The organism is Streptomyces shenzhenensis (assembly GCF_003688995.1).
Lineage (GTDB): Bacteria > Actinomycetota > Actinomycetes > Streptomycetales > Streptomycetaceae > Streptomyces > Streptomyces shenzhenensis_A.
The window spans coordinates 457,292-478,941 of sequence record NZ_PENI01000001.1; the positions used below are offsets into that span (position 1 = coordinate 457,292).

General features: G+C 72.3%; 20 protein-coding genes. 11 read left to right on the plus strand and 9 right to left on the minus strand.

Annotated elements, in window-relative coordinates; all coding sequences use genetic code 11:
* The first annotated feature begins 12 nt into the window (after positions 1–12).
* The 4 genes from CTZ28_RS01910 (at position 13) to CTZ28_RS01920 (ending at position 3,013) form a co-directional block, all read left to right on the plus strand.
* Positions 13–1,605, plus strand: a complete 1,593-nt coding sequence (locus CTZ28_RS01910; RefSeq protein WP_121887399.1) for an acyl-CoA carboxylase subunit beta — start codon at positions 13–15, stop codon at positions 1,603–1,605.
* 17 nt (positions 1,606–1,622) lie between these two features.
* The gene (locus tag CTZ28_RS01915; RefSeq protein ID WP_121887400.1) at positions 1,623–1,832 is read left to right on the plus strand and encodes an acyl-CoA carboxylase epsilon subunit; all 210 of its coding nucleotides are present in this window, start codon (positions 1,623–1,625) and stop codon (positions 1,830–1,832) included.
* 382 nt (positions 1,833–2,214) lie between these two features.
* Positions 2,215–2,343: a morphogenic membrane protein MmpB gene (gene mmpB / locus CTZ28_RS47950; protein WP_259471420.1), complete on the plus strand. Its 129-nt coding sequence runs from the start codon at positions 2,215–2,217 to the stop codon at positions 2,341–2,343.
* A gap of 52 nt (positions 2,344–2,395) precedes the next feature.
* A complete protein-coding gene (locus CTZ28_RS01920) occupies positions 2,396–3,013 on the plus strand; it encodes a Maf family protein (protein WP_121887401.1) in 618 nt (205 codons plus the stop codon).
* Here CTZ28_RS01920 and CTZ28_RS01925 read toward each other — a convergent pair.
* The gene (locus tag CTZ28_RS01925; RefSeq protein WP_259471421.1) at positions 2,985–3,578 is read right to left on the minus strand and encodes a hypothetical protein; all 594 of its coding nucleotides are present in this window, start codon (positions 3,576–3,578) and stop codon (positions 2,985–2,987) included. The genes CTZ28_RS01920 and CTZ28_RS01925 overlap by 29 nt on opposite strands.
* A gap of 370 nt (positions 3,579–3,948) precedes the next feature.
* Here CTZ28_RS01925 and CTZ28_RS01930 point away from each other — a divergent pair, with 370 nt between their 5' ends.
* Entirely contained in the window at positions 3,949–5,721 is a 1,773-nt protein-coding gene (locus CTZ28_RS01930) for an acetyl/propionyl/methylcrotonyl-CoA carboxylase subunit alpha (RefSeq protein ID WP_121887402.1), read from the plus strand.
* Between the two features lie 301 nt (positions 5,722–6,022).
* A complete protein-coding gene (locus CTZ28_RS01935) occupies positions 6,023–6,577 on the plus strand; it encodes a TetR/AcrR family transcriptional regulator (RefSeq protein ID WP_121887403.1) in 555 nt (184 codons plus the stop codon).
* Positions 6,578–6,902: 325 nt separating this feature from the next.
* Here the strand turns inward: CTZ28_RS01935 and CTZ28_RS01940 are convergent, their stop codons facing one another.
* Positions 6,903–7,859 (minus strand): DeoR/GlpR family DNA-binding transcription regulator, encoded by a 957-nt coding sequence (locus tag CTZ28_RS01940; RefSeq protein ID WP_121887404.1) that lies wholly within the window; start codon positions 7,857–7,859, stop codon positions 6,903–6,905.
* Positions 7,860–8,030: 171 nt separating this feature from the next.
* Positions 8,031–9,479: an NAD(P)H-quinone dehydrogenase gene (locus CTZ28_RS01945; RefSeq protein ID WP_121887405.1), complete on the minus strand. Its 1,449-nt coding sequence runs from the start codon at positions 9,477–9,479 to the stop codon at positions 8,031–8,033.
* 146 nt (positions 9,480–9,625) lie between these two features.
* Between CTZ28_RS01945 and CTZ28_RS01950 the strand changes: the two genes are divergently transcribed.
* From CTZ28_RS01950 to CTZ28_RS01970, 5 genes are all read left to right on the plus strand, one after another.
* Positions 9,626–10,063, plus strand: coding sequence for a gamma-glutamylcyclotransferase family protein (locus CTZ28_RS01950; protein WP_121887406.1), 438 nt, complete (start codon positions 9,626–9,628; stop codon positions 10,061–10,063).
* A gap of 213 nt (positions 10,064–10,276) precedes the next feature.
* Complete coding sequence (locus tag CTZ28_RS01955; protein ID WP_121887407.1) at positions 10,277–10,558, plus strand: type II toxin-antitoxin system RelE family toxin; 282 nt, start codon at positions 10,277–10,279, stop codon at positions 10,556–10,558.
* A 114-nt stretch (positions 10,559–10,672) separates the two neighbouring features.
* Positions 10,673–11,497 carry a purine-nucleoside phosphorylase gene (locus CTZ28_RS01960; protein WP_121887408.1) on the plus strand — a complete coding sequence of 275 codons (825 nt, stop codon included), beginning with the start codon at positions 10,673–10,675 and terminating at the stop codon, positions 11,495–11,497.
* An 87-nt stretch (positions 11,498–11,584) separates the two neighbouring features.
* Positions 11,585–13,216 (plus strand): phospho-sugar mutase, encoded by a 1,632-nt coding sequence (locus CTZ28_RS01965; protein ID WP_121887409.1) that lies wholly within the window; start codon positions 11,585–11,587, stop codon positions 13,214–13,216.
* A gap of 153 nt (positions 13,217–13,369) precedes the next feature.
* Positions 13,370–14,563, plus strand: coding sequence for a glycosyltransferase family 39 protein (locus tag CTZ28_RS01970; RefSeq protein WP_121887410.1), 1,194 nt, complete (start codon positions 13,370–13,372; stop codon positions 14,561–14,563).
* Between the two features lie 115 nt (positions 14,564–14,678).
* On the opposite strand, the gene CTZ28_RS01975 is transcribed toward CTZ28_RS01970, so the two are convergent.
* The 6 genes from CTZ28_RS01975 to CTZ28_RS02000 all read right to left on the minus strand — a co-directional run bounded on the left by CTZ28_RS01975 (position 14,679) and on the right by CTZ28_RS02000 (position 21,586).
* The gene (locus CTZ28_RS01975) at positions 14,679–16,019 is read right to left on the minus strand and encodes a lytic transglycosylase domain-containing protein (RefSeq protein ID WP_121887411.1); all 1,341 of its coding nucleotides are present in this window, start codon (positions 16,017–16,019) and stop codon (positions 14,679–14,681) included.
* 145 nt (positions 16,020–16,164) lie between these two features.
* The gene (locus CTZ28_RS01980) at positions 16,165–16,971 is read right to left on the minus strand and encodes a hypothetical protein (RefSeq protein ID WP_147481104.1); all 807 of its coding nucleotides are present in this window, start codon (positions 16,969–16,971) and stop codon (positions 16,165–16,167) included.
* 32 nt (positions 16,972–17,003) lie between these two features.
* Positions 17,004–17,891 carry a phosphate ABC transporter ATP-binding protein gene (locus tag CTZ28_RS01985; RefSeq protein WP_121887413.1) on the minus strand — a complete coding sequence of 296 codons (888 nt, stop codon included), beginning with the start codon at positions 17,889–17,891 and terminating at the stop codon, positions 17,004–17,006.
* A 21-nt stretch (positions 17,892–17,912) separates the two neighbouring features.
* Entirely contained in the window at positions 17,913–18,854 is a 942-nt protein-coding gene (locus CTZ28_RS01990; RefSeq protein WP_121887414.1) for a sortase, read from the minus strand.
* 89 nt (positions 18,855–18,943) lie between these two features.
* Positions 18,944–20,389, minus strand: a complete 1,446-nt coding sequence (locus tag CTZ28_RS01995) for an Ig-like domain repeat protein (RefSeq protein WP_183154212.1) — start codon at positions 20,387–20,389, stop codon at positions 18,944–18,946.
* Positions 20,390–20,527: 138 nt separating this feature from the next.
* On the minus strand, positions 20,528–21,586 hold the full coding sequence (locus tag CTZ28_RS02000) for a substrate-binding domain-containing protein (protein ID WP_121887416.1): 1,059 nt from the start codon (positions 21,584–21,586) through the stop codon (positions 20,528–20,530).
* Positions 21,587–21,650 lie beyond the last annotated feature (64 nt).

The window sequence follows — 21,650 nt, forward strand, 5'->3', positions numbered from 1 at the left end:
AGCCGCATCCCGATGTCCGAGCCGGAAGAGCGTCACGAGATCGACATTCACACGACCGCCGGGAAGCTGGCGGATCTCCGGCGCCGTATCCAGGAGGCCACGCACGCCGGCTCCGCACGTGCCGTGGAGAAGCAGCACGCCAAGGGAAAGCTGACGGCTCGCGAGCGGGTCGTGCTGCTGCTCGACGAGGGGTCGTTCGTCGAGCTGGACGAGTTCGCCCAGCACCGGTCCACCCACTTCGGCCTCGAACAGAACCGGCCGTACGGGGACGGCGTGGTCACCGGGTACGGGACCGTGGACGGGCGGCCCGTCGCCGTGTTCTCCCAGGACTTCACCGTCTTCGGCGGCGCGCTGGGCGAGGTCTACGGGCAGAAGATCGTCAAGGTGATGGACTTCGCCCTGAAGACCGGCTGCCCGGTCATCGGGATCAACGACTCCGGGGGCGCGCGGATCCAGGAGGGGGTCGCCTCGCTCGGCGCGTACGGCGAGATCTTCCGCCGCAACACGCACGCCTCCGGTGTGATCCCGCAGATCAGCCTGGTCGTCGGCCCGTGCGCGGGCGGGGCCGTCTACTCCCCCGCGATCACCGACTTCACGATCATGGTCGACCAGACCTCGCACATGTTCATCACGGGACCCGACGTCATCAAGACGGTCACCGGCGAGGACGTCGGCTTCGAGGAGCTGGGCGGGGCCCGCACCCACAACACCGCCTCCGGTGTCGCCCACCACATGGCCGGCGACGAGAAGGACGCCATCGAGTACGTCAAGCAGCTGCTGTCGTACCTGCCGTCCAACAACCTCAGCGAGCCCCCGGCCTTCCCGGAGGAGGCGGACCTCTCCGTCACGGACGAGGACCGCGAGCTGGACACGCTCGTGCCGGACAGCGCGAACCAGCCGTACGACATGCACGCGGTGATCGAGCACATCCTGGACGACGCCGAGTTCTTCGAGACGCAGGCGCTGTTCGCGCCGAACATCCTCACCGGGTTCGGCCGGGTGGAGGGTCGCCCGGTCGGCATCGTCGCCAACCAGCCGATGCAGTTCGCCGGCTGTCTCGACATCGACGCCAGCGAGAAGGCCGCGCGGTTCGTGCGCACCTGCGACGCCTTCAACGTGCCGGTCATCACCTTCGTCGACGTGCCGGGCTTCCTGCCGGGCGTGGACCAGGAGCACACCGGCATCATCCGGCGCGGCGCCAAGCTGATCTTCGCCTATGCGGAGGCGACCGTCCCGCTGATCACGGTGATCACCCGCAAGGCGTTCGGCGGCGCCTACGACGTCATGGGCTCCAAGCATCTCGGCGCCGACCTCAATCTGGCCTGGCCCACCGCCCAGATCGCGGTCATGGGCGCGCAGGGCGCCGTCAACATCCTGCACCGCCGCACCATCGCGGACGCGGACGACGCCGAGGCCACGCGGGAGCGGCTGATCCGGGAGTACGAGGACACCCTGCTCAATCCGTACGTCGCGGCCGAGCGCGGCTACGTCGACGCGGTGGTCCTGCCGTCCGACACCCGTCGCCACATCGTGCGCGGGCTGCGTCAGCTGCGGACGAAACGGGAATCCCTGCCTCCGAAGAAGCACGGCAACATCCCCCTCTAGACCCGTCGGGAGCCGGCATGAACATCAAGGTCGTACGGGGCAATCCGACCCCGGAGGAGCTGGCCGCCGCACTGGCGGTGGTCCGCGTCCGCGCCGCGGCGGCGGCCGGCGCGCTGTCCGGCGCGGACGCCCCCAGGGACGCCTGGTCCGACCCGGCCCGCATCACCACCACCCACGTCCCCCACCCAGGCCCAACAACCTGGCCCCGCACCTACTGGCCAAGCTAGGAGCACCCCCTCAAGGGGCGCAAGGAACCGCGCACAGCACCACAAACACCGCCCCCCTGCCAAGCCAGCAGCATCCCCTCAGGGGCGCGGGGAACCGCGCACGGAACCAGAACACCGCCCGCCAACCCAGCCCCCGACACCCAGCACCCGCACCTACCGGCCGAGCCAGCCACAACCCCCCAGGGGCGCGAGGAACCGCGCACGGAACCAGAACACCGCCCGCCAACCCAGCCCCCGACACCCAGCACCCGCACCTACCGGCCGAGCCAGCCACAACCCCCCCAGGGGCGCGAGGAACCGCGCACAGCACCACAGACACCGCCCGCCAACTTGAGTACCCATACTCAGGCACCCTCCCCCGCCCCAGCCCCACGCTAGTGGCATGCTGTGGTCAGACCCCGAGAACGAGCCGCCCGAGGAACTGCGCGAGACGCAGGCCATGTTGCGGCGGCTCGGTCTCCTCATGGCGCTGGGCATGGTGCTCGCGATGGTCGTGGCCGGGCTGAGATGAGCCCGGCCGGGCCGGACCGAGGCGGCCGGATCCGCGCCGTTACGCTGACCGCATGACAGACCACCCGCGCCGTCGGCTCGTGCTCGCCTCCCAGTCCCCCGCCCGGCTCGGGCTGCTCAGGCAGGCCGGACTCGACCCCGAGGTGGTCGTCAGCGGCGTCGACGAGGACGCGGTCACCGCGCCCACCCCCGCCGATCTTGCGCTCGCCCTGGCCGAGGCGAAGGCCTCCGTGGTGGCGGCCCGGCCCGAGGTGCAGGGCGCGCTGGTGATCGGCTGCGACTCCGTGCTGGAGCTGGACGGCCGGGCGCTGGGCAAGCCCGCGGACGCCGAGGAGGCCACCGCCCGCTGGAAGTCGATGCGCGGCCGGGCCGGGATCCTGCAGACGGGGCACTGCGTCTGGGACACCACGAGCAAGCGGTACGTGTCGGCGATCGCCTCCACCGTGGTGCGGTTCGGCGAGCCGACGGACGCGGAGATCGCCGCGTACGTCGCCTCGGGCGAACCCCTCTACGTCGCCGGGGCGTTCACCCTCGACGGCCGCTCGGCCCCGTTCATCGAGGGGATCGACGGCGACCACGGCAACGTGATCGGCATCAGCCTGCCCCTGGTGCGCCGGCTGCTCGCCGAACTGGGCGTCGGAATCACTGAGTTGTGGACACCGCCGGAGTGACACCCGGCGCGACCGACGCGGACGGGTCGTCCCGCGGTCCCACCGCCTCGCCTCGGGGCCGCTGGGTGCCGGACCCGGCCCGCACCGCCTCGAAGCCCGTCTCCGGGCCGTCCACGGCCTCCGGAGCCCCGCCGGCACCCGGTGTGCCGCCGCCCGCCGAAGGGGCCGTACCGGGCTGGGCGTCGTACGTCATCAGGAGCAGGACGACCAGCGCCAGCACGCCCACCATGACCAGGAACACGCCCCGACCCAACGGCCCCCAGGCGAAGGCGCCCAGCAGCCCGTGCACCACGGCGACGCTGATCAACAGGGCGCGGCCGAGGCCGGACGGGGCCCGGTTGCGGACCGCGACGAGCAGGGCGACCAGGCCGCACAGCACGAAGTAGACGCCGAAAACCACTCCGCCGATCTTCGAGGAGGTCGCCATGGTGCCCGGGTCGAGGCCGGCCAGGGACATGTCCTGACGGTCGACGACCACCCCCAGGAACCAGTTCAGTGCCGCGATGAAGAGCGCCTCGACGAAGAGGACGACCGCCACGGCCCATGCCACCGGTCTGCGTACCACCGGTCCACCCACTTTCGACCTGCCTGAGCAAGACTGCCGTTACCCGAAGTACGTTCGGACACCGCGAACGCTACTAATGGGTAAACCAGGGGACAAGGGTTCTGCCGCCGCCAGTAAATCGTTGGGCCATTCGTAGGGACTCCACAAAGAAACGAAGTGCGCCGCAGCACGCCCTCACAGAGACCTTGAGCACATGACAGGACTAGGGTTTTCCGGTGGAGTCCTGCGTACCGTGGTGCGACAAGGGCTTTCGCGGGTCGAGCGGGCCACGTATCACGCTCCGTGTGGGCAAGCTCACCAATGGGGACCGGTCGAAGTGCCGTGTCGGCAGTCCCTAAACTCGGCTTGTTTCAAGGAGGGAGCCTCAATCGTGCGCAAGGTGCTCATCGCCAACCGTGGCGAAATCGCTGTCCGCGTGGCCCGGGCCTGCCGGGACGCAGGGATCGCGAGCGTGGCCGTCTACGCGGACCCGGACCGGGACGCTCTGCATGTCCGCGCCGCGGATGAGGCGTTCGCCCTGGGCGGTGACACCCCGGCCAGCAGCTACCTGGACATCGAGAAGGTCCTGAACGCGGCGCGCGACTCGGACGCGGACGCCGTTCACCCCGGCTACGGGTTCCTCTCCGAGAACGCCGAGTTCGCTCAGGCGGTCCTGGACGCGGGCCTGATCTGGATCGGCCCGCCGCCGCAGGCCATCCGCGACCTGGGCGACAAGGTGGCGGCCCGGCACATCGCACAGCGCGCGGGCGCCCCGCTGGTCGCCGGTACGCCCGATCCGGTGAACGGTTCCGACGAGGTCGTCGCCTTCGCCGAGGAGCACGGCCTGCCGATCGCCATCAAGGCCGCCTTCGGCGGTGGCGGGCGTGGCCTGAAGGTCGCCCGGACCCTCGAAGAGGTGCCCGAGCTGTACGAGTCCGCGGTGCGCGAGGCGGTCGCCGCCTTCGGCCGCGGCGAGTGCTTCGTCGAGCGCTACCTGGACAAGCCGCGGCACGTGGAGACGCAGTGCCTGGCCGACCAGCACGGCAACGTGGTCGTCGTCTCCACGCGTGACTGCTCGCTGCAGCGCCGGCACCAGAAGCTGGTCGAGGAGGCCCCCGCGCCCTTCCTCTCGGACGCGCAGGTCGCCGAGTTGTACCAGGCCTCCAAGGCCATCCTCAAGGAGGCCGGCTACGTCGGCGCCGGCACCGTGGAGTTCCTGGTCGGCGCGGACGGCACGATCTCCTTCCTGGAGGTCAACACCCGGCTCCAGGTCGAGCACCCGGTCACCGAGGAGGTCGCCGGCATCGACCTGGTGCGGGAGATGTTCCGCATCGCCGACGGCGAGGAACTGGGCTACGGCGACCCGGAGCTGCGCGGCCACTCCTTCGAGTTCCGCATCAACGGCGAGGACCCCGGCCGCAGCTTCCTGCCCGCGCCCGGCACGGTCACCCGCTTCGACCCGCCGGCCGGCCCCGGTGTCCGCCTGGACGCGGGTGTCGAGGCGGGCTCGGTCATCGGCCCCGCCTGGGACTCCCTGCTCGCCAAGCTGATCGTCACCGGCCGTACCCGCGAGGAGGCCCTGGAGCGGGCCGCCCGCGCGCTGGACGAGTTCCAGGTCGAGGGCATGGCGACGGCGATCCCGTTCCACCGCGCGGTGGTCCGGGACCCGGCGTTCGCGCCCGAGCTGACCGGCTCCGCGGACCCGTTCACGGTCCACACCCGGTGGATCGAGACCGAGTTCGTCAACGAGATCAAGCCGTTCGCGACGCCCGCCGACACCGAGGCGGAGGAGGACGGCGTCCGCGAGACCGTCGTCGTCGAGGTCGGCGGCAAGCGCCTTGAGGTGTCGCTGCCGGTCTCGCTCGGCATGAGCCTGGCCCGTACGGGTCTGGCGGCGGGCGCCAAGCCGAAGCGCCGGGCGGCGAAGAAGTCCGGGCCCGTGGCCTCCGGCGACACCCTCGCCTCCCCGATGCAGGGCACGATCGTGAAGGTCGCGGTCGAGGAGGGCCAGGAGGTCAAGGAGGGCGACCTGGTGGTGGTCCTCGAAGCCATGAAGATGGAGCAGCCGCTGAACGCGCACAAGGCGGGCACCATCAAGGGCCTGAGCGCGGAGGTCGGCGCGTCCCTCACCTCGGGCGCGGCGATCTGCGAGATCAAGGACTGACGCGGCCGGAACCCGATCCGCCGCACCCCCACACACCCCACGGCCCGCCACCGGCACTCCGTGGGGTGTCGTGTCTCCCCAGGCCGGGCCTTTACGGCAGCACTGCCGACGCCGAGGGTCACGGGGGGCGTCAGCAGGCGGGGCAGGGTCTTGTCGCCACCCGTGCGACCCGGCCCGCCGCGGGCGGCTCGGCTTTGGGGGGCTCGGTGGCATCCTGGAGGGCAGTCCGGGGTGGGAGAGAGGGCGGGTGGCGGGTATGGCGGGCGTGTTCGCACAGGAGACTGCCGGGGCCCCGCGTGCCATGCGTGCCGACGCCCGCCGTAACTACGAGCGGCTGCTGACGCAGGCCCGCGCCGCGTTCGCCGAGCACGGCACGGACGCCTCGCTGGAGGACGTGGCCCGGCGCGCCGGGGTCGGGATCGGCACGCTCTACCGGCACTTCCCCAACCGGCACGCACTGCTGAGCGCCGTCTTCGAGGACGCGGTGGGCGAACTCGTCGCCCGCGCACGCGATCTGCTGCACGCCCCCGAGCCCTGTTCGGCCCTGGTGACATGGCTGCGCGAGGTGGTCGCGCACGCCGGGGCGTACCGCGGTCTGTCGCTGGCGCTGATGTCGGTGTCGTCCGACTCCGCCGACTCCGGTTCGGCGCTGGCCCGTTGCGGCACACCGATCCGTGAGGCGGGCGGCGCGCTGCTCGCCCGGGCCCGGGAGGCGGGCGCCGTACGGTCCGATGTCACCATCGGCGACCTGCTCCAGCTCACCCACGCCATCGGGCTCGCGGCGGCCGAGTCACCGGACGACCCGGACCTGGCGGACCGACTCCTCCACCTGACCCTACGCGGCCTGACCCACTAGACAACCCCGCCACCAACGCCCCCCAAAGGGCCGCGAGGAACTACGCGACCAGCCACAGCCAACCCCTCGCCACCAGCGCGCCCCATAGGGGCGCGGGGAACTGCGCGACCAGCCACGACGAAGCCGCACCCAACCACGACCCATCGCAACCCATCCAACGAAGCCCCGCCACCAACGCCCCCCAAAGGGCCGCGAGGAACTACGCGACCAGCCGCACCCAACCCCTCGCCACCAGCGCGCCCCATAGGGGCGCGGGGAACTGCGCGACCAGCCACGACGAAGCCGCACCCAACCACGACCCATCACGGCTCACCCAGCGGAGCGTTCAGCGCCGGCGCAGATCCGCCACCCGGGCGCGGTCCGTGGCCGCCGGCTGGTCGGCACCGAGCACCGCGGCCGTGCGCAGTCCCGAGGCCGGGACCTGGCCGCGCCGCTGACCGGGCAGGGGCACGTCCCGGCGCTGCTGGCGCGCCGGGACCTGATCACCCCCCGGGCTGCCCGCCGCCCCGGCCACGGCGATCTGCACCCCCTGGTCGGCGAGGGCCTGGAGCTCGGTGGCGGCGCGGTCGTCGTGGGCCGGGGGCTCGTCGGTGACCAGTCGGGTGATGACATCCGTCGGCACCGTCTGGAACATCGTGTCCGTACCCAGCTTGGTGTGGTCGGCCAGGACCACGACCTCCGCGGCGGCCTGCACCAGCGCACGGTCCACGGACGCCGACAGCATGTTGGACGTGGACAGGCCCCGTTCGGCGGTCAGGCCGCTGCCCGACAGGAACGCCTTGGAGACCCGGAGCCCCTGGAGCGACTGTTCGGCGCCGGAGCCGACGAGGGCGTAGTTGGAACCGCGCAGGGTGCCGCCGGTCATCACGACCTCCACGCGGTTGGCGTGCGCCAACGCCTGGGCCACCAGCAGCGAGTTGGTGACGACGGTCAGTCCGGGCACCCGGGCGAGCCGGCGGGCCAGCTCCTGGGTGGTCGTACCGGCGCCGACCACGATGGCCTCGCCCTCTTCGACGAGTCCCGCGGCGAGGTCGGCGATGGCCGTCTTCTCGGCGGTCGCGAGATGTGACTTCTGCGGAAAGCCGGACTCCCGCGTGAATCCGCCCGGCAGTACCGCACCGCCGTGCCGGCGGTCTAGGAGTCCTTCTGCCTCCAGTGCGCGCACGTCCCGCCGTACGGTCACTTCGGAGGTCTGGACGACGCGGGCGAGTTCACGGAGCGACACGGCCCCGTTCGCTCGCACCATTTCGAGGATCAATTGGCGACGTTCTGCAGCGAACACGAAACTGACAGTAACCCCAACGACCGTCTGCTTTCAGCAGTTTGCGCCGAATAACAGAAGTTGTTCGCACAGCAGGGTCGGAAGTGGTATAAGGCCTATCCGTTCCGACTATGCCGCCCGCATGCGCGGCAACTCCCTGTGACCGGTGGGCAGTTCGGGCCCCCGGAGGCGTCAGCCCGCGCCGGTCTCCTTGCGGGTGTGGAGCTGGCGGGCCACCTCGGCGATCGAGCCCGACAGCGACGGGTACACCGTGAAGGCGTTCGCGATCTGCTCGACCGTCAGATTGTTGTCGACGGCGATCGAGATGGGGTGGATCAGTTCCGAGGCGCGCGGCGCCACCACGACACCGCCCACCACGATCCCGGTGCCGGGGCGGCAGAAGATCTTGACGAAGCCGTCCCGGATGCCCTGCATCTTGGCGCGCGGGTTGCGCAGCAGCGGCAGCTTCACGACCCGGGCGTCGATCTTGCCGGCATCGACGTCGGCCTGGCTGTACCCGACGGTGGCGATCTCCGGGTCGGTGAAGACGTTGGAGGAGACCGTCTTCAGGTTCAGCGGGGCCACCGCGTCGCCCAGGAAGTGGTACATGGCGATGCGCCCCTGCATGGCGGCGACGGACGCCAGGGCGAAGACGCCCGTGACGTCGCCGGCCGCGTACACGCCGGGTGCGGTGGTCCGGGACACCTTGTCGGTCCAGATGTGCCCCGACTCGCGCAGCTTGACGCCCGCCTTCTCCAGGCCGAGTCCGGCGCTGTTCGGGATGGCGCCGACGGCCATCAGACAGTGGGTGCCGGTGATGACCCGGCCGTCGGCGAGGGTGACCTCGACGACATCGCCGACCCGCTTGGCGGCGGCGGCGCGGGAGCGGGCCATGACATTCATGCCGCGGCGGCGGAAGACGTCCTCCAGGACGGCGGCGGCGTCCGGGTCCTCGCCGGGCAGCACGCGGTCGCGGGAGGAGACGAGGGTCACCTTGGAGCCGAGGGCCTGGTAGGCGCCGGCGAACTCGGCGCCGGTGACGCCGGAGCCGACCACGATCAGCTCTTCCGGCAGCTCGGTGAGGTCGTAGACCTGGGTCCAGTTGAGGATGCGCTCGCCGTCGGGCCGGGCGTCGGGCAGCTCGCGCGGGTGACCGCCGGTCGCGATGAGCACGGCGTCCGCGGTGAGGGTCTCCTCGGTGCCGTCGGCGGCCGTGACGACGACCTGGCGGGAGCCGTCCAGGGCCTGCATGCCCTCCAGGCGGCCCCGGCCGCGCATGACCCGGGCGCCGGCCCGGGTGACGGAGGCGGTGATGTCGTGGGACTGGGCGAGCGCGAGCCGCTTGACCCGGCGGTTGACCTTGCCGAGGTCGACGCCGACCACGCGGGCGGCCTGCTCGGCCGGCGGCGTGTCGTCGGCGACGATGATCCCCAGCTCCTCGTAGGAGGAGTCGAAGGTGGTCATCACCTCGGCCGTGGCGATGAGGGTCTTCGACGGCACGCAGTCGGTCAGCACCGACGCACCGCCCAGGCCGTCGCAGTCGACGACGGTCACCTCCGCGCCGAGCTGCGCGGCCACCAGCGCCGCTTCGTATCCGCCGGGGCCGCCACCGATGATCACGATCCGAGTCACGTACCCCATTGTCCCGCACCCATCAAGGTGGCTCCGCCCGGGGGCGGTGGTGGTGTGCGTTCCGTTATCTGCGGGGCCGATGGGGCGCGGACGCGGGGCGGGGGTGGCGCCGGAGACCCGCGGGGCAGGAGTTTCCGCTGCCGTACCCTCGACCCATGTCGCTCTATGCCGCATACGCCGGCACTCTCGACGCACGGCTCATGTCCCGCCGCGCCCCGCACTCGCCGTTGCGCGCCACCGGCTGGCTGAACGGCTGGCGGCTGACCTTCGGCGGCGAGCACTTGGGCTGGGAGGGCGCGCTGGCGACGATCGTCGAGGATCCGCTGTGCCAGGTCTTCGTCGGCCTGTACGACATCGCCCCCATGGACGAGCAGGCGATGGACCGGTGGGAGGGCGTGGGGCTCGACATCTACCGGCGGCTGCGGATCCGGGTGCACACCCTGGACGGGGAGGAACCGGCGTGGACGTACGTGCTCAACGGGTACGAGGGCGGTCTGCCCTCGGCCCGCTATCTGGGGGAGATCGCCGACGCGGCGGAGTCGGCGGGCGCGCCCCACGACTACGTGATGGAGCTGCGGAAGCGCCCCTGCTGAAACGGCCCGGCCACGAGGTCCTGTCGTCACATTCCCGTCGTCCGCCCGGAGGGCGGGCCCCGCGGCGTCGTGGGGGTCCCCCTGCTCGAAGAGCTCGGGGGAGCGTGCATGGCGTCGCGGGGCTGGGGGCACCTCCCGGCCGGAGGCTGGGGGAGGGAATTTGACGACAGGGCCTAAACTCCGCCCAGGACCGATGCACGAACGGAGAGTGCGATGGCCCCCAAATCCACGTACCAGGTCTACTACACCGAGCAGGCAGCGGCGGCCCGTGACCGGCTCGACGACGGGCAGCGCGCGGCCTTCGACAAGGGGATCTCGCTCCTCGCCCGCGATCCGTTCCCCGACCTGTCCCGGCCGATAAGCGCCACGGGTGACGACCGGACGATCCGCCTGACGCAGAACATCCTCGTCGAGTACACAGTCAGCATGGGCCGGCTGCTGATCTTCATCGTCGAGGTCTTCAACGACAAGGACGTCTTCATCACCGAGGAGTGATCCTCCTCTCCCTCCCCGACGGAGCGCTTTCGTCGGAAACGACAAGACAACGATCGCATTCCCTTGAGCTTCATCATCTACGCGCGTAGGCACAAACCGGCTAGGCTCGTCCGCGTGAACGCATCTCTTCTTCCGGACGACATCCAGGGCGACCCCTACGCCGCGGCCGACGCGGCCGCGGCGCGCCTGCGCGGGCTCACGCGCACCGAGACCCACGACGTCGTCCTCGTGATGGGCTCCGGCTGGGCTCCCGCCGTCGACGCCCTGGGCGCTCCCGACGCCGAGTTCCCCGTCACCGAGCTGCCCGGCTTCCCGCCGCCGGCGGTCGTGGGACACGGCGGCACGGTCCGCTCGTACACCATCGGGGACCGGCGCGCGCTGGTCTTCCTGGGCCGCACGCACTACTACGAGGGCCGGGGCGTGGCCGCCGTGGCGCACGCGGTGCGCACCGCCGTGGCGGCGGGCTGCAAGACCGTGGTGCTGACCAACGGGTGCGGCGGGCTGCGCGAGGGCATGCGGCCCGGACAGCCGGTGCTGATCAGCGACCACATCAATCTGACGGCGACCTCGCCGATCGTCGGGGCGAACTTCGTCGACCTGACCGATCTGTACTCGCCGCGGCTGCGCGCCCTGTGCAAGGAGATCGACCCGTCGCTGGAGGAGGGCGTGTACGCGCAGTTCCCCGGCCCGCACTACGAGACGCCGGCCGAGATCCGGATGGCCCGGGTGATCGGCGCGGACCTGGTGGGCATGTCGACGGTGTTGGAGGCCATCGCGGCGCGCGAGGCGGGCGCCGAGGTGCTGGGCATCTCGCTGGTGACGAACCTCGCGGCGGGCATGACCGGCGAGCCCCTCAACCACGAGGAGGTCCTCCAGGCGGGCCGGGACAGCGCGACGCGGATGGGTGCGCTGCTGGCACAGGTGCTGGGCCGGCTGTAGGGCACACGGCGCTCCGCCGGGAGCTCGGGCGCTGCCGGATCCGCTGAGAGCACCAACCACACTGAAGACGACGGAGGTTGACCGACCGTGCACGACGAACTCCTCGCGCGGGCCCGAGCGTGGCTGGCCGAGGACCCCGACCCGGACACCCGCGCGGAACTCGCCGGGCTCATCGACGCCGGGGACCACGCGGAGCTGGCCGCCCGCTTCAGCGGCACCCTCCAGTTCGGCACCGCGGGCCTGCGGGGCGAACTCGGCGCCGGCCCGCAGCGGATGAACCGGGCGGTCGTCATCCGCGCCGCCGCCGGTCTCGCCGCGTACCTCAGGAAGCACGGGCGAACCGGCGGACTCGTCGTCGTCGGCTACGACGCCCGGCACAAGTCCGCCGACTTCGCCCGCGACACCGCGGCCGTGATGACCGGCGCCGGGCTGCGCGCGGCCGTGCTGCCGCGGCCCCTGCCCACCCCGGTGCTCGCCTTCGCGATCCGGCACCTGGGGGCCGTCGCGGGCGTGGAGGTCACCGCCAGCCACAACCCGCCCCGGGACAATGGCTACAAGGTCTACCTTGGTGAAGGTTCGCAGATCGTGCCGCCCGCCGACAGCGAGATCGCCGCCGAGATCGACGCGATCGCCTCTCTCGACGACGTGCCGCGTCCGGACGGGGGCTGGGAGATCCTCGACGACTCCGTCCTGGACGCCTATCTCGCCCGTACCGACGCCGTGCTCGCCGACGGCTCGCCGCGTACCGCGCGCACCGTCTACACGGCGATGCACGGCGTCGGCAAGGACGTCCTGCTCGCCGCATTCGCCCGTGCCGGGTTCCCGGAACCGGTCCTCGTCGCCGAACAGGCCGAGCCCGACCCGGACTTCCCGACCGTCGCCTTCCCCAACCCGGAGGAGCCCGGCGCGATGGACCTGGCCTTCGCGCAGGCCCGCGCGAGCGAACCGGACCTGATCGTCGCCAACGACCCGGACGCCGACCGGCTCGCCGTCGCCGTCCCGGACGGCGGGGCGTGGCGCATGCTGCGCGGCGACGAGGTCGGGGCGCTGCTCGCCGCGCATCTGGTCGGGCGCGGCGCCACCGGCACCTTCGCCGAGTCGATCGTTTCGTCCTCGCTGCTCGGCCGGATCGCCGGCCGGGCCGGGCTGCCGTACGAGGAGACACTCACCGGGTTCAAGTGGATCGCCCGTGTGGACGGTCTGCGCTACGGCTACGAGGAGGCCCTCGGCTACTGCGTGGACCCGCAGGGCGTGCGGGACAAGGACGGCATCACGGCCGCCCTGCTCGTCACGGAGCTGGCCTCCGAACTGAAGGAGCGGGGCCGGACCCTGCCGGACCTCCTCGACGACCTGGCCGTGGAGTACGGGCTGCACGCCACCGACCAGCTCTCGGTGCGGGTGCAGGACCTGTCGGTCATCGCGGACGCCATGCGGCGGCTGCGCGCGCGCCCGCCCGCCGAGCTGGCCGGTCTCGCGGTCACCCGGGCCGAGGACCTGGCCCGCGGCTCGGACCGGCTGCCGCCCACCGACGGGCTGCGCTACACCCTGGACGGCGCCCGGATCGTGGTCCGGCCCAGCGGCACGGAACCCAAGCTGAAGTGCTATCTGGAGGTCGTCGTCCCGGTCGCCGGGCACGCCGGGCTGCCGGCCGCCCGGGACCGCGCGGCCGGCCTGCTGGCCGCCCTCAAGCGGGACCTGGCCGCGGCCGCCGGCATCTGAGACGCCGGCGGCCGCCTCCGGGGTGCGCCCGGGACGAACGGGCGCACCTCGATAGGGTGATTTAGCGGCCACGGCTGACGCACCCGCCGCACTCCCCCGCGCTCTGCGGGAACGGTGAACCGGTACCGCCCGCCGAGTACTGGAGCCGCCGACGTGTCCTCGACCGCCCCCGACACCGCCCCCAGCGGACACATCCCGGGCACCCGGCGGCCCCCCGTACCGTCCGGCATCCCCTCCCGCGCGCTGCTGGACGGGCTGCGGCGCGCGGCGCCCGCGCTGGCCGCCTTCGTCTCCGTGCATGTCGCGGGGCTGCTGTTCCTCGCCGTGTGGGCGCACCGGCGCGGGCACGGGGTCTGGCCGATGCTGGCGACGGAGTGGGACTCCCGCTGGTACCTGGGGATCGCCGAGCACGGGTACGCGCATGAGCTGGGTGTCGCCTTCGACCACAACAACCTGGCGTTCTTCCCGCTCTACCCGCTGCTGGTGAAGGCCGTCGCCGTGGTCACCCCGGGCAGCCGGGCCGGCACCGGCCTCGGCATCGCCGTGCTGGCCTCGCTGGTCGCGGCCTGGGGCGTGTTCGCCGTCGGTGAGCGGCTGGCCGGGCGGCAGGCGGGGATCCTGCTCACCACACTGTGGGCGGCGCTGCCGGTCTCCCTCGTGCAGTGGATGGGGTACACCGAGTCGCTGTTCACGCTCTTCGCCGCCTGGACCCTGTACGCGGTGCTGGACGAGCGCTGGCTGTGGGCCGCCGCGGGGGCGTGCCTGGCCGGGCTGACCCGGCCCACCGGGATCGCGGTGGCGGCGGCCGTCTCCGTCGCCGCCCTGCTGTCGCTGCGCCGCCGCTTCTCGGGCCGGGCCCTGGCCGCCGCGCTGCTCGCCCCGGCCGGCTGGTGCGGGTACCTCGGCTGGGTGGGGCTGCGGCTGGGCCGCTGGGACGGCTACTTCGCCGTGCAGCGGATGTGGCACAACGAGTTGGACGGCGGCCACGAGACCCTGCGCCGGCTGCGCCAGCTGTTCGGGCAGGTGTCACGGCCGGAGCTGTTCCTGATCGTGGTCACCCTGACGATGCTGGTCTCGGTGGTGCTGTTCGCGCTGTCGGTGTGGGACCGGCAGCCGCTGCCGCTGCTGGTGTTCACCGGAGTGCTGCTGGTGATCGTCCTGTGCAGCGGCGGCGTCTATTTCCCACGCGCCCGCTTCCTGCTGCCCGGCTTCCCGCTGCTGCTGCCGGTGGCGGTGCATCTGTCCCGGGCCTCCCGCAGGTACCGGGCGCTGGTGCTGGCGACGGCGGTGGCGGGCTCGGCGTACTGCGGCGCGTACATGCTGCTGGTGTGGCCGAGCGCGCCCTGATTCACGGGGAGTTGGGCCCTGGCTCGCTCACGGGATTCCAGCTGCGGCGTGCGGGCCCGGTACGGGGTTCAGTGCCGGGTGAGCCGGCTGAACCCCGTGTCCGGGGCGCCGCCGCTCAGCCCGTCGTCGGTGTGCCGGTGCTCGCCTCGCCGGCCGCGGGGGTGGTGGTGTCGGTCGGGGTGGGCTCGGGAGTCGTCTCGGTGGGCGTCGGGGACGCGGGGGCTTCCGTGGACGGCTCGGGGTCCGGGGCGGACTCCGTGGGCGTCTGGGCCGGTACGGAGGGGTCGGGGGCCACGGGGGTCTGTGTCGGGGTCTGGCCGGGTGTCCCGGTGGGCGTGGGCTCGGCGGTCGGGTCCGGGGTCGGCGTGGTGCTCGCGCCGGCCGACGGCGACGGTGCGGCGGGCCGGGACGGCGTCCGGGTGGGCTGCGCGGGCCCGGCGGACGGCGTGGCGGTGTCGCCGGGCGCGGAGCCGGGCTCGTCGGAAGGCTCGCCGGAGGGCTTCCCGCCGCCCACGTCTCCGTCGCGCACCGGCTTCGTGGCCGGGGTGTCACCGCCCGCGCCGGGGCTCTTCGGGACGACGGCCGTGCCGTCGGGGACGGTGTGCACGCCCCGGAGGTAGAACTCCATCCAGCCGAGGACGAGGTTGAGGTAGTCACGCGAGTAGTTGTAGCTGAGGATCGCCCGCTCCAGGCCGGCCGCGGTGCGCAGGTCGCGGTCGCCGGCGCACAGGTAGTGGCCCGCGGCCAGGGCGGCGTCGTAGACGTTGTTCGGGTCGGCGACGCCGTCGCCGTTGCCGTCGGCGCCCCAGGTCTTCCAGGTGGTCGGCAGGAACTGCATGGGGCCGACGGCCCGGTCGTAGACCGGGTCGCCGTCCCAGACGCCGTTCTCGCTGTCGAGGATCAGCGCGAAGCCGTTGCCGTCGAGGGCGGGGCCGGTGATCCGGGTGAGGGTGTCGCCGTTCGCCGCGACGGCGCCGCCGCCCGCGTGACCCGACTCGACCTTGCCGATCGCGGCGAGCAGTTCCCAGCGCAGTCCGCAGGCCGGGTCGGTGCGGCCGACCGAGGCCGCGGCTTTCTGATAGGCGTCGAACACGGTCGACGGCAGCCCGGCCTCGGCCGTGACACGCCGCGGCGAGGGCTTCGCGGCCTGCTCGCCCCACAGCCTCTCGGCGCTCGACACGCCCTTCAGGGGCGGGAGTTCGACGTGGTAGGAGTCGTCGCCCTGGGAGGGGACCGCGGGCAGCGGGGCGTCCGGGGCGACGAACCCGCCGGGCACGCTCACGCCCTCGTCCTGCGGCGTCCGAGCCGCGGAGACGGGCGCCGGGGCCTGGGAGCCGGCGGTGAGCAGGGCCGCGGCGACCGTGGCGCACGTGGCGACGGACGCGCCACGCAGACCACGCCGGGTGCGCAGCCGCGCGCCCACTCCACGGAGGGACCTGGCGAGCGGACGGGACATGATGTCACTCCTGACCTTGGGGCGCTCGGGGCGTGGGGGGTGGCTGTGTTCGTCGCGCCCGACGCTAGGCAGCGAGCGCCCCGCGGCGGGACGCCTGGCCTGCTCTAGGGGCTAAGGCGAGATGAACTCCTGGGGGAGACGAGGGCTACGGCTGCACCCGCACGAGGTAGCTGAAGCCCGTGTTCTCGCCGACGCAGGACTGGAGCGTGAGGTCGCCCCAGTAGAGGCCGTGGGCGGGGGTGCCGCGGCCGGGTGAGACGTAGTTGGCGTAGACGCGGTAGGTGAAGGTGCCGCGCGGTGTGGTGGCCGTGACCGTCGTGTCCACGGGCAGCGTGGCGAACCGCGAGAAGCCGCAGTAGTCGTGGCCCACGACCACGGCGGTGCGCAGCCCGTAGCCGTCCTCGGTGCCGAGGTCGGGCCCGGTCCACTGCACGGCGTCCCGGCAGGAGTCCACGACGTCCTGGCCGCCCCGCACGACCTTGGCGGACCAGGAGCCGATCCGCAGCGTGGTCGAGCCGTCCCGGCTGCGCCGGTCGTGGGTCCCGGCGTCGGGCGAGGGTTTCGACGACGGCTCGGCGGGGGTGCCGCCGGGGCGGGCGGCGGCGGACGGAGGCGCGGTGTCGGACAGGTCCGGCAGTTCGGTCGTCGGAGCCGCGGTGGGCCTGCTCGGGGACGGTGCGGGAGGGGGCGCTGGGCGGCTGGTGACCGCCGTGGGCGCGGGCTCCGGCGGGCCGGTCCGGGTCGGTGTGCCGGAGGGCGTCGGCTCGGGCGGAGCCGTGGCCACCCGGTCGGTGGCCGACGCGGTGGGCGGGGCGCTCGGGGACGGCCCCGCCGACGGCCTGCCGCCCGCCCCGGGGACGGCACACCCCGCGAGGACGGCGGACGCGACCACGGCCACGGCCCCGCGGAGTGGCAGTCGGGCACCGGGCCTGATGCGAGACCGGACGTTCACTTCTGAACCCCTTGTCACGGGCTGCCGCGGGCTTATCCGAAGCGGCCGTTCACGTAGTCCGTGGTGCGCGGATCCTGTGGGCTGTTGAACATGGCGTCCGTGCCGCCGTGTTCGACGATCACGCCGGGGGTGCCCTGCTCGGCGAGGAAGAAGGCGCACTGGTCGGAGACGCGGGCCGCCTGCTGCATGTTGTGGGTGACGATCACGATGGTGACCTCGTCGGACAGCTCGTGGATCGTCTCCTCGATGCGGCGCGTCGAGGTCGGGTCAAGGGCGGAGCACGGCTCGTCCATCAGCAGGACGCGGGGCCGGACCGCAAGCGACCGCGCGATGCACAGGCGCTGCTGCTGACCGCCGGAGAGCGCGCCACCGGGCTGGCGGAGCCGGTCCCGGACCTCCTTCCACAGGCCCGCCTTGGTGAGGCACTCCTCGACGAGCCGGTCCTTGTCCTCGCGGCCCGCCTTCAGGCCGGCCAGCTTCAGGCCGGCGGTGACGTTGTCGTAGATCGACATCGCCGGGAAGGGGTTGGGCTTCTGGAAGACCATGCCGATCTGGCGGCGGGCGTGGGTGATGCGGCGCCCCCGGTCGTAGATGTCGTCGCCGTCCAGGAGGACCCGGCCCGACAGGGAGGCCGAACCGACCAGTTCGTGCATGCGGTTGAGGATCCGCAGGAACGTGGACTTGCCGCAGCCGGACGGGCCGATGAGCGCGGTGACCTTGCGGGCCGGCATGGTGAGCGAGACCTGCTCCAGCACCTTGTGATTGCCGAACCAGGCCGAGATGGCGTCGGCCTCCAGGGTGGCCGGGTCGCTCTCCGCGGTGGCCGCGCCGCGCTGGGGCGCCTTGACGGCCGGTATCCGCTTCGTCGGGTCGAGGAGCTCGTCGACGAGGGTGTCGGCCGTGTCGGTGGTGTCGGACATGATGGTTGAACTCCTCGTCGGTCAGAGCAGGTTGGGCAGCAGGCGGGCGGCGGCGCCGGAGACGGCGAGGCCGAACGCGGCCAGTACGGGTACGCCGACGATCCAGGTCTGCCAGCGGCCCCACGCGCGGTAGGCGGCCATGGTGAGCAGGGCGGCCAGGAACAGCCCCTGGGACCAGAGGAAGACCGGCAGCCAGGCCGCGCCCTCGATGCCGAAGGCCTGCTCGGAGTCGCCGACCCAGCCGAGGGCGAGCGGGCGGGGCGGGGCGGGCTGTACGTCGCTTGTGAGGGTCGCGTCGACGCGGAGGGTGCCGGACGGGGTGTACGGCCCGCCCTCGGCGGTGGTGAGCGTGAGCCGGCCCTCGTTGTCCTTGAGGGCGGCCGGCAGCGGGTCGCCCTCCCGGCGGACGCCCGTGACCCGGTAGGTGGCCTTGCCCTGGCCCGTCGTCATCTCGATCTCGGTGCCCGCGGGCAGTCGGTGCAGGCCGTGGAACGGGCTGCCGTACCCCCACTGGCGGCCCATGATCACGCTGGTGCCTGCCTGGCCCGGCAACGGGGTGTCCCGGCGGTGGCCGGGGCCCGACATCAGCACACCGGAAGTGGTGCCCTCCCCGATCACTTCCTTCAGGCCCAGGGCCGGGATGCGCAGCAGCGCTACCGGGGCGCCGGGCTCCAGCATCTTGCCGTCGTACGTCTGCTGCCCCACCGGCGCGATGCCGAGGGCGAGTTGACGGCGGTACTCGTCGTACGCGGTCTGCTGGTCGCGGGCATGCTGGAGGTGTCCCACGATCGTGAGGTTGGCGGCGAAGCCGAGCAGCAGGGCGGCGAGCACGCACAGCGCGGCCCCGGCGAAGGCGAAGCCGGCGCGTTCTGCCCGCGGCGGCCCTGAGCCGGTCTCGGGCTCGGGTGAAGGCGCCGGCGCCGGCGGCGCCTCGGCCGGCGGGGGCGGGGACAGCACGGTCACGGGAAGCGCTCCTGTGAAGAGATGCGGAGGGGAGAAACGGAAGGGCGGGCGGCGGGGTGGGGGCCCGCCGCCCGTGCTTCCGCCTGCCGTTACGAGCGGGGCTCGCCGAAGGACAGCAGCCCGTTGCGGCGGCCGTACCGTACGAAGGCGATGCCGGCCGCGGTCAGGACGACGGCGCCGACGCCGGAGAACAGCGCGATCTGGCTGCCGGTGGAGGCCAGGCCCCCGGAGGGCGAGGCGCCGCCGGAGGTGGAGCTGCCGCCGGAGGTGCTGCCGCCGCCGGAGTCACCGCCGGAGGTGCTGCCGCCGCCGGAGGTGCCGGCCGAGTCGCCCGTGGGATCGGCGGTCGGCTCGTCGGTGGGCCCGTCCGTCGGCTCGTCGGTGGGCTTGTCGGACGGGTTGTCGCTGGGGGAGTCGGAGGGCTCCGCGACGGTGAAGGTCGCCTGAGACGCGGTTTCGCCGGTCAGGTAATTGCAGGCCGGCGAGAAGTTCCAGGACGATGTACCGGCAACCATGTCGTCCGGAACGGTGAGCGAGTTCCAGGTCACCACCCCGTTGGCATCGGCGGTGGCGCCGGGGAACGATTCGTCACGGTTGCTGAGGGCCATCGAGTACGAGGTGCCCGCTTCGCAGCCGCGGACAAGCACCTTCACCGTCTGGCCGCGCTGCAGTTCCGGACCGGGGGTACCGGTCAGTCGCTTGCCGTTCTCGTCCTGGATCTCCACCGTCGGCTTGGCCACGGTCACGGGGATGGGGGTGGACTGCGAGGACGCCCACTGGCCGGCGTTCGCCGACGTGAACCGCGCGGTGAGTTCGTGCCGCCCCTCGGGCAGAGTCGACGTCGTCAGCGCGGCCTTCCCGCCCGAGACCGTGACCGGGCCGCTGCCCAGCGGCGTCTCCCCTTCCAGGAACGTCACGGTGCCGGTGGCCTCAGCGGGCGTGATCGTGGCGGTGAGCTTGATTTCCTGGTCGGGCTCGAACCGGGAGGCACCACCTGAGTCCAGCGCGACCGAGGTGGTCGCGGCGCCCTCACCGACCACCCAGGTGTCGCCGGAGACGGTGATCTTCTGGGTCCAGTAGTGGCTCGGCAGTCCGTAGGAGTCGGGGGGCAGGTATGAGTACTGGTCCACGCAGTCCACGCGCAGCTCGTAGGTGCCGTCACCCGTGATGTAGTCCGACAGGTTGCGTACCTCCATGCCCGGGTTGTCCGCGGCCGCCAGGGAGACCGTGGAGGTCGGGCCGTGGTAGGGGGCCGCATCGGTGATCCCCCACAGCGCGAGCCTGGGCGCGGAACCTTCCTTGACCACGGAGAGGTTGAGCACGCTGTCGAAGGTCAGGGGGTCGAGTACGTCGGCGGGGCAGGCGGCGGGGAGCTCTATGGAACCGGCAAAGGGCTGAGGATCGCTGAGCGACCCGCTGTCGGGCGTGATGGTGAACGTCCCGGCCTCCGCCGCCCGGGCAGGCTGGGACTGGGAGGCAACCAAGCCCACCACGCCCATGGCCAGCGCGGCGCAGACAGCCAGGACGGCGGCCACTCTTCGGAATGGATGAAGCACTCTCATTTGCGATTGCCCCCCGGGGGACGCTAGTCGGATGGATCCCTGCACAGCGCGGGTGGCCGGGCACCTGGAAGGTGCCCGGCCGTCACGCTTGGGTCAGTTGGCGATCAAGGCTTACTTGTCGCCCGTGATGGTGGTGTCACCGCAGTTGGTGTTCGGGTTGCCGTCGGTGGCCAGGTCGCCGAAGCCGTAGGTCTTGATGACGGCGAGGCTCGCGGCGGAGCAGACGTCCGAGCCGGAGCCGACGAAGGCCTCCGCGATCGCCGACTCGCCCTTCCGGGCGGTCGAGACGACGTTGTAGACCTCACGAGCCACGGGGAAGGTGGAGTTGAGCTCGGTGGCGGAACCCGTGCCGGTGGTCGGGGCCACGCCGTTGATGCTGCGGACCCAGGCCGTGCCGCGACGGTTCGGGACGTCCGAGAGGCCCTTGCCCTGGGCGATCCACTGGGCGATCGAGTACGGCATGATCTGGTCGTTCGCGGTCAGCGCGGTGCCGTCGTGCTCCTGCGGGGCCTGCGAGAGGCCCTCGTTGACGCACGAGCCGGGCGTGATCGGCGTGGCGGTGTCGCTCAGCCACTGCAGCCAGAACGACCGCGTGCCGGAGCCGGCCTGCGGCAGCAGCGGCTTGATGCCCGCGGGACGGTCGGCCGTGCAGGTGTAGAGCTTGATCAGGTCCGCACGCGTCAGGTTCGTCGGCACCGTGCCGGTCAGGCGGGAGGCGTAGGTGACGGCGTCCTTGGCGAACGGGATGAAGGTGAGCTTGGAGCCGGCGGTCTGCGGGCCACGCGAGGAACGGGCGAAGTCGACACAGTCGGCCGTGGCCGTGTCGTCGATCTCGGCGACCAGCTTGTTGATGCCGTTCGAGGAACCGTTCACGTCCGCACGCGGGAAGGTGCAGCCCGACGTCTTGGTGCTGATGTTGTCGGCGACACCCGACGGCGGGATGGCGTCCCAGGAAGCGAGGATCTTGGCGTTGCTGGCGCCGGTCACGACGGTGGTGCCGTTGGCGAGGCCGTTCATCACGTACTGGGTGGTGTCGGAGCCGACACCCGCCAGGATGCGCTTGTCGGTGGCCGGGTTCGGGTCGGCCGACGCGGGGGCGGCCAGGACACCGATACCGAACACTGCGGCGCCGACAGCGGCACCAACCTTGGCGTAGGACTTGACGTTCACTTCTGAACCCCTTGGTTTCTGGATTTTCGAAGGCTGGACGTTCAAGCTGAATCCGGATTTTCGC